The sequence below is a fragment of the Kineococcus endophyticus genome (assembly GCF_040796495.1).
Taxonomy (GTDB): Bacteria; Actinomycetota; Actinomycetes; order Actinomycetales; family Kineococcaceae; genus Kineococcus; species Kineococcus endophyticus.
In genome coordinates this window covers 223089-230005 of record NZ_JBFNQN010000011.1, presented here as the reverse complement: position 1 = coordinate 230005, position 6917 = coordinate 223089, and the positions used below count along the sequence as shown (strand labels likewise).

Sequence of the window (6917 nt, the reverse complement as noted above, 5' to 3'; positions counted from 1 at the left end):
GCCGCCACCTGCGACGCCGACCTGTCCGTCGCGGTCCTGGACCGCCTCGGCCGGCCCCGCTCCCTGCACTCCCAGGACCGGCACGCCACCCCCGCCCAGCGCCTCCTGGTCGCCGAACGCGACCGCGGCTGCACCGCCCCCGGCTGCGGCGCACCGGCGTGGGCCTGCCACTACCACCACGTCGTCCACTGGGCCGACGGCGGACCCACCAGCATCGAGAACCTGATCCTGCTCTGCGGCCGGCACCACCGCGCCCTGCACGCCGGACGACTCGAAGCAAGGTTCGGTGAGGACGGGCTCCCGGAAACGCGCACTCTGCACCGTCACCTCGGGCGGCTCGCCGACCCCGGACCGTGGACCCGCAACGACCACCCCGGCCTCCTCGACCGAGCCCGGGAACTCGCCCACGCCCTCCGAAGCGACGACCCACCCGAGCGCACTGCTGCCTGAAACGTCATCCGCCGATCGGGGGACGCTCCTGCAGTTGAGACGTCAAGCGGTCGAAGGTGTGGCGTGAGCTCCCCCCGCAGCCTGCTGCGACGTTCCACCGGCGCAGTGGTGTCCCTGCTGCCCCAGGGTCGGATGCTGCCCGACGAGGTGTGGCACCGCCGGCACGGCGCGATCGTGCGCGTCGCCGCGTTGCAGGCCATCGGTCTCGTGGTGTTCGGCGCGTTCCAGGGGCTGTCGCCGTGGACGGTGCTCGCCGGCGGCGCCCTCGTGCTGGCTCCGCTGGCTCTCGCGGTCCCCACCGGCTACTCGCGCAAGCTGCGGTCGGCGGGAGCCTCAGCCAGCCTGTTCACCGCCTCCACCGTCCTGGTGCAGTTCTGGGACGGGCAAACCGAGGCGCACTTCCACTTCTTCGTGATGATCGGTCTGGTGGCGCTCTACCAGGACTGGGTGCCCTTCTCGATCGGGCTCTTCATCGTCGTCGTGCACCACGGCGTCCTCGGCACCCTCGAACCCCGGTTCGTCTACAGCCACCACGCGGCGATGGACCACCCCTGGCGCTGGATGGTCGTCCACGCGGCGTTCGTCCTCGCCGCCAGCGTCACCCACCTCGCCTCCTGGCGGCTCAACGAGCAGCAGGGGTTGCGCGACCCGTTGACGGGGTTGGCGAACCGCACGCTGCTGCAGGAGTTCCTCACCCGCGCCCTGTCCCGACGCGACGACGTCGGCGTCCTGTTCGTCGACCTCGACGACTTCAAGAACGTCAACGACTCCCGCGGGCACGCGGCCGGCGACCAGTTGCTGCTCGCCGTCGCCCAGAGGCTGCGCGCCTGCGTGCGCAGCGGTGACCTCGTCGCCCGGCTCGGCGGGGACGAGTTCGCCGTCGTCATCCACGGCGGCGAGGCGGCCGCCCGGCGCGTCGGCGACCGGTTCCTGGCCAGCCTGTCCCAGCCGGTCCTGCTCGACGGTCAGCAGGTCCACGTCCACGCCAGCCTCGGCACGGCCGACGCCTCCACGCTGTGCCAGCAGCGCAGCGACCTGGACTCCGCCGCCGAACTCCTGCGCAACGCCGACCTGGCCATGTACTGGGCCAAGTCCAGCGGCAAGAACCGCCTCGTCGCCTACGCCGAGGGCATGTCCGCCGCCGCGCAGGACAAGGCGTCCCTGCGCGACGACCTCGGCCGGGCCCTGGCGGAAGGCCAGTTCGAGGTCTTCTACCAGGCGACGGTCGACTACCGGCGCCAGACCGAGGACTGCGGACCGGCCGGGCAGGCCGCGCGCGCCAAGGGGTACGAGGCGCTGCTGCGCTGGCGCCACCCCGAGCGCGGCATGGTCTCCCCGCTCGACTTCGTGCCCCTCGCCGAGGCCAGCGGCGAGATCCTCGCCATCGGGGCCTGGGTGCTGCGCACCGCGACGCACCAGGCCGCCGCGTGGACGGCCGAACGGGGCTACCCCGTGGGCATCGCGGTGAACCTGTCCGCGGTCCAGCTCGCGAACGACGACGTCCTCACCGTGGTGCGGGACGCGTTGCGCGACAGCGGGCTGCGGCCGTCCCAGCTCACGCTGGAGGTGACCGAGAGCGTGCTCGTGGGGGACCTCGAGGCGGTGTCGGCGCGCCTCGCGCAACTGCGCGCCGCCGGGGTCCTCGTCGCCATCGACGACTTCGGCACCGGCTACTCGAGCCTGTCCTACCTGCGCCGCCTGCCGGTCGACACCGTCAAGATCGACCGGTCCTTCGTCAGCGACCTCTCCCTCGGCGGGTCGGCGACGCTGCTCGTCGCCTCCATCATCGAACTCGCCCGCAGCCTCGGGCTGGACGTCGTCGCCGAGGGCGTCGAGACCGAGCAGCAGGCCGAGGTGCTCCGCGAGCTCAGCTGCACCTACGCCCAGGGGTACCTGTACGCCAAGCCGCAGCCGGCTCAGGAGGTCCGCGCGGAACTTCCCGGCGAACTCCCCGTGGACGTCCCCGCGATGGTCGCCGAACCCAGCACCCTCGTCCCCCGGTAGACGGCGACCGTCTGCCCCGGCGCGACGCCCGTCAACGACGTGCGCAGCGCCACGGAGATCCCGTCGCCCACGGGTTCGACGACCGCCGCAACGGCCTCGCCGTGGGCCCGCACCTGCACGTGGACCTCGACGGGCCCCTGCGGCGGCGGGCAGGTCCACACCGGGTCGACGGCGTGCAGGCCGCTCACGGCCAGCCGCTCGGCCGGGCCGACGGTCACCGTGCGGCGGACCGGTTCGATGCTCAGCACGTACCGGGGCCGGCCGTCGGGGGCGGGCCGGGAGATCCCCAGGCCCTTGCGCTGCCCCACCGTGAAGCCGTACGTCCCCGTGTGGTCGCCGAGGACCTCGCCGGACTCGTCGACGATCTGCCCGGGAACCTCCCCGAGCTTGTCGGCGAGGAACCCGCGGGTGTCCCCGTCGGGGATGAAGCAGATGTCGTGGCTGTCCGGCTTGTCCGCCACGGGCAGCCCGCGGCGGCGCGCCTCCTCGCGCACCTGCGCCTTCGTCGGGGCGTCGCCGAGAGGGAACATCGCGTGCGCGACCTGGTCGGCGTCGAGGACGGCGAGCACGTAGGACTGGTCCTTCGCCTCGTCCGCGGCGCGGTGCAGTTCGGCGCTGCCGTCCGGGCCCGTCCGCACCTGCGCGTAGTGGCCGGTCGCGACGGCGTCGAACCCCAGCGCGATGCCCTTGTCGAGCAGCGCGGCGAACTTGATGCGCTCGTTGCACCGGACGCACGGGTTCGGGGTCCGGCCCGCGGCGTACTCGGCGACGAAGTCCTCGACGACGTCCTCGACGAAGTCCTCGGAGAGGTCCCACACGTAGAACGGGATGCCCAGCAGGTCCGCGGCGCGGCGGGCGTCGAGGGAGTCCTCGATCGTGCAGCACCCGCGCGACCCCGTCCGCAGCGTCCCGGGGTTCCGGTTGAGCGCCATGTGGACGCCGACGACGTCGTGCCCGGCCTCGACGGCGCGGGCGGCGGCGACCGCGGAGTCCACTCCCCCGCTCATGGCGGCCAGGACGCGCATCAGGCGCCCCCCGCCAGGGCCGGGCGCCGCCGGTGGGCCCGGCCGGCCCGGGAACCGCTGGCCCGGCGCGCCCGCTCGACGGCCGGCCCCAACGCGGCCACGGCCGCGTCGACGTCGGCCTCGGTGGACGTCCAGCCGAGGGAGAACCGCAGCGCGCCCGCGGCCTCCGCCGGCGACAGGCCCATCGCGAGCAGCACGTGGCTGGGCTGCGGGACACCGGCCTGGCAGGCCGAGCCCGTCGAGCACTCCACGCCGGCCGCGTCGAGCAGGTAGGTCAGGGAGTCCCCCTCGCAGCCCTCGACGGTGACGTGCGCGTTGCCCGGCAGGCGCCCCGGCCCCGGCGCCGCCCCCCGCACGACGGCCCCGGGCACCTGCGAGACCCCGGCCAGCAGGCGGTCGCGCAGGGCGGCGAGCCGCTGCGCCTCGGCCGGCAGGCCGCCGGCCGCCGCGCGCAGCGCCGCCGCGGTCGCGCGTGCGCCGGGCGCGTCGAGGGTGCCCGAGCGCACGCCCAGCTCCTGCCCGCCGCCCTGCTGCAGCGGCACGAGCGTCGTCCCGCGCTTGACGAGCAGCGCACCGGTGCCGACGGGCCCGCCGAACTTGTGCGCCGACAGCGACAGCAGGTCCGCCCCGGAGGCGGCGAAGTCGACCGGCAGGTGGCCGACGGCCTGGACGGCGTCGGTGTGCAGCGGCACCCCCACGGCGTGGGCGGTCTCGGCGGCGGCGGCCACGGGCTGGACGGTGCCGACCTCGTTGTTGGCCCACATGAGCGAGACCAGCGCGACGTCCGCGCCGTCCCCGAGCACCTCGGCCAGGACCGCCGGGTCCACCAGGCCCGTGGCGTCGACGGGGACCCAGGTGACGACGGCGTCCTCGCGCGCCTCGAGCCACTCGACGCAGTCCAGGACCGCGTGGTGCTCGGTGGCGGCCAGGACGATGCGCCGACGCACCGGGTCGGCGTCGCGCCGCGCCCGGTACAGCCCGGTGAGGGCCAGGTTGTCGCTCTCGGTGCCCCCGGAGGTCCAGACGACCTCGCCCGGACGGGCTCCCAGCAGCTCCGCCAGCGTCTCGCGGCTCTCCTCCACGGCCACCCGGGCGCGGCGCCCGGCCGAGTGCAGCGACGACGGGTTGCCCGCGCCGCGGGCGGTCTCGGCCACGTACGCCTGCAGGGCCTCGGGCCGCAGGGCGGTCGTCGAGGCGTGGTCCAGGTAGGCCCGGTGGTCCGCCGTCACAGCGTCGAGTGTAAGGAACTGACAGACTGCGCCGGTGCCCGTCCCGATCCGTCCGGCCCCACCAGCACCTCCCGGCACCGGCAGCCGGAGCCACCCGCTGGGGGTGACGCTGCGCGCGGACGGGCACGGGGCCGACGTCGCGGTCTTCGCCGGGCACGCCGACGCGGTCGACGTCTGCGTCGTCGCGACCGACGGGTCCGAGACGCGCACGCGGCTGACCGACGTCGACCACGGCGTCTGGCACGGGCACGTCCCCGACCTCGTCGTCGGCGCCCGCTACGGCCTGCGCGTCCACGGCCGCTGGGACCCCGAACGCGGGCTGCGGCACAACCCCGCCAAGCTCCTGCTCGACCCGTACGCCCGGGGGATCGAGGGCGAGGTCGCCCTGGCCCCGGAGGTGTTCGGCCACACCGTCGACGAGACGCTGCGCGGCGACCTCGCCGTCGCGGACCCCCGCGACAGCGGGCCGCACGTGCCGCTCGGCGTCGTCCTGCCCGGACTCCCGCAGGAGCTGCGGGTCCGGGCCGACGAGCGGCCGCGCGTCCCGTGGGCGGAGACCGTCGTCTACGAGGCGCACGTGCGGGGTCTGACGCAGCGGCACCCCGGCGTCCCGGAGGAGCTGCGCGGGACGTACGCAGCGCTGGCGCACCCGGCCGTGCTCGAGCACCTGCACTCCATCGGCGTCACGACGCTGGAACTGCTGCCGGTGCACGCGAGCACGTCCGAGGTCGCCCTGCGCCGGCGCGGGCTGTCGAACTACTGGGGCTACAACACCCTGGCGTTCAACGCCCCCCACCCCGCGTACGCGACGGCCGCCGCCCGGGCCGCCGGCCCGGCCGCCGTGCGGGACGAGTTCCGCCGTGCCGTGCAGGACCTGCACGCGGCGGGCGTCGAGGTGCTGCTCGACGTCGTCTACAACCACTCCTGCGAGGAGGGGCCGGACGGGCCGCACCTGTCGCTGCGGGGCCTCGACGACGCGACGTACTACCTGCGCGACGCGGGCGGCCGACCGTTCGACGTCACCGGCTGCGGGAACTCCCTGGACTTCACCGAACGCCGCGTCGTGCAGTTCGCGCTGGACTCCCTGCGGTACTGGGTGGACGAGTTCGGCGTCGACGGGTTCCGGTTCGACCTCATGACGACGCTGGCCCGCGGCCGTGACGGGTTCTCCCCCGACCACCCCTTCCTCGTGGCGCTCGGCACCGATCCCGTGCTGGCCGCGACCAAGCTGGTCGCCGAACCGTGGGACGTGGGGCCCTTCGGCTGGCGCACGGGCCAGTTCCCCGCGCCCCTGCACGAGTGGAACGACCGCTACCGCGACGGGGTCCGGCGGTTCTGGCTGACCGACGCCCGCGAGATCGCGCTGGGCCACTCCGCCCCCGTCGCCGCCGGACGCGGTCTGCGCGAACTCGCGACGCGGTTCGCCGGGTCGGCGGACACCTTCGACGTCCAGCGCGGCCGGCTGACCAGCGTGAACTTCGTGACGGCGCACGACGGTTTCACCCTCGCCGACCTCGTCGCCCACGACCGCAAGCACAACGAGGCCAACGGCGAGGGCAACCGCGACGGCAGCGACTCCGACACGAGCTGGAACCACGGCGTCGAGGGCGCGACCGACGACGCGGACGTGCTGGACCTGCGGCGGCGGGGCATCCGGAACCTGCTCGCCACGCTCGTGCTGTCCTCGGGCGTCCCGATGTTGACGGCCGGCGACGAGTTCGGGCGCAGCCAGGGCGGCAACAACAACGCCTACTGCCAGGACAACGAGGTCAGCTGGATCGACTGGGACCTGCAGGACTGGCAGACCGAACTCCTCGACGACGTGCGCGAACTGCTCGCGCTGCGCCGCCGCTACCCCGTCCTGCGGGAGGCGGGGGTGCGGCGGGGTTCCCCCGTCCGCGACCAGCGCCAGGACCTGCTGTGGTTCGCCGAGGACGGCCGGCCGATGACGGTGGAGGACTGGCACCAGGCGGACCGCCGGATCCTGCAGGTCCTCGTCGACGGCCGCGACCGCGGGCACGACTCGGTCCTCGTCGTCGTCAACGGTGGGCCCCGCCAGCTCGACGTCACGCTGCCGACGGTCGAGGGCGTCACCACGTTCGCGCCGCGGTGGTCCTCCACCCCGGACCGGCGTCGCCGTGTCACCGGGGCGGGACAGGCGGTGCGGGTGGCCCCGTGGTCGGTGCGGGTGTTCGCCACCCCGTGACCG

At 74.7% G+C, this 6917-nt stretch carries 5 protein-coding genes; 3 read left to right on the top strand and 2 right to left on the bottom strand.

Annotation, left to right across the window (positions count from 1 at the left end):
• Window positions 1-450, top strand: a 450-nt coding sequence (locus AB1207_RS16915) for an HNH endonuclease signature motif containing protein (protein WP_367639553.1), incomplete at its 5' end; no start/stop codon positions are given.
• Window positions 451-513: 63 nt separating this feature from the next.
• Entirely contained in the window at window positions 514-2454 is a 1941-nt protein-coding gene (locus tag AB1207_RS16910) for a putative bifunctional diguanylate cyclase/phosphodiesterase (protein WP_367639552.1), read from the top strand.
• On the opposite strand, the gene mnmA is transcribed toward AB1207_RS16910, so the two are convergent.
• Both mnmA and AB1207_RS16900 read right to left on the bottom strand, forming a co-directional pair.
• Window positions 2367-3479 (bottom strand): tRNA 2-thiouridine(34) synthase MnmA, encoded by a 1113-nt coding sequence (mnmA, locus tag AB1207_RS16905; protein WP_367639551.1) that lies wholly within the window; start codon window positions 3477-3479, stop codon window positions 2367-2369. The genes AB1207_RS16910 and mnmA overlap by 88 nt on opposite strands.
• Entirely contained in the window at window positions 3479-4708 is a 1230-nt protein-coding gene (locus AB1207_RS16900) for a cysteine desulfurase family protein (RefSeq protein ID WP_367639550.1), read from the bottom strand. The genes mnmA and AB1207_RS16900 overlap by 1 nt, the downstream gene beginning before the upstream one ends.
• Window positions 4709-4742: 34 nt before the next feature.
• On the opposite strand from AB1207_RS16900, the gene glgX reads away from it, so the two are divergent.
• Window positions 4743-6914, top strand: coding sequence for a glycogen debranching protein GlgX (gene glgX / locus AB1207_RS16895; RefSeq protein ID WP_367639549.1), 2172 nt, complete (start codon window positions 4743-4745; stop codon window positions 6912-6914).
• Window positions 6915-6917 lie beyond the last annotated feature (3 nt).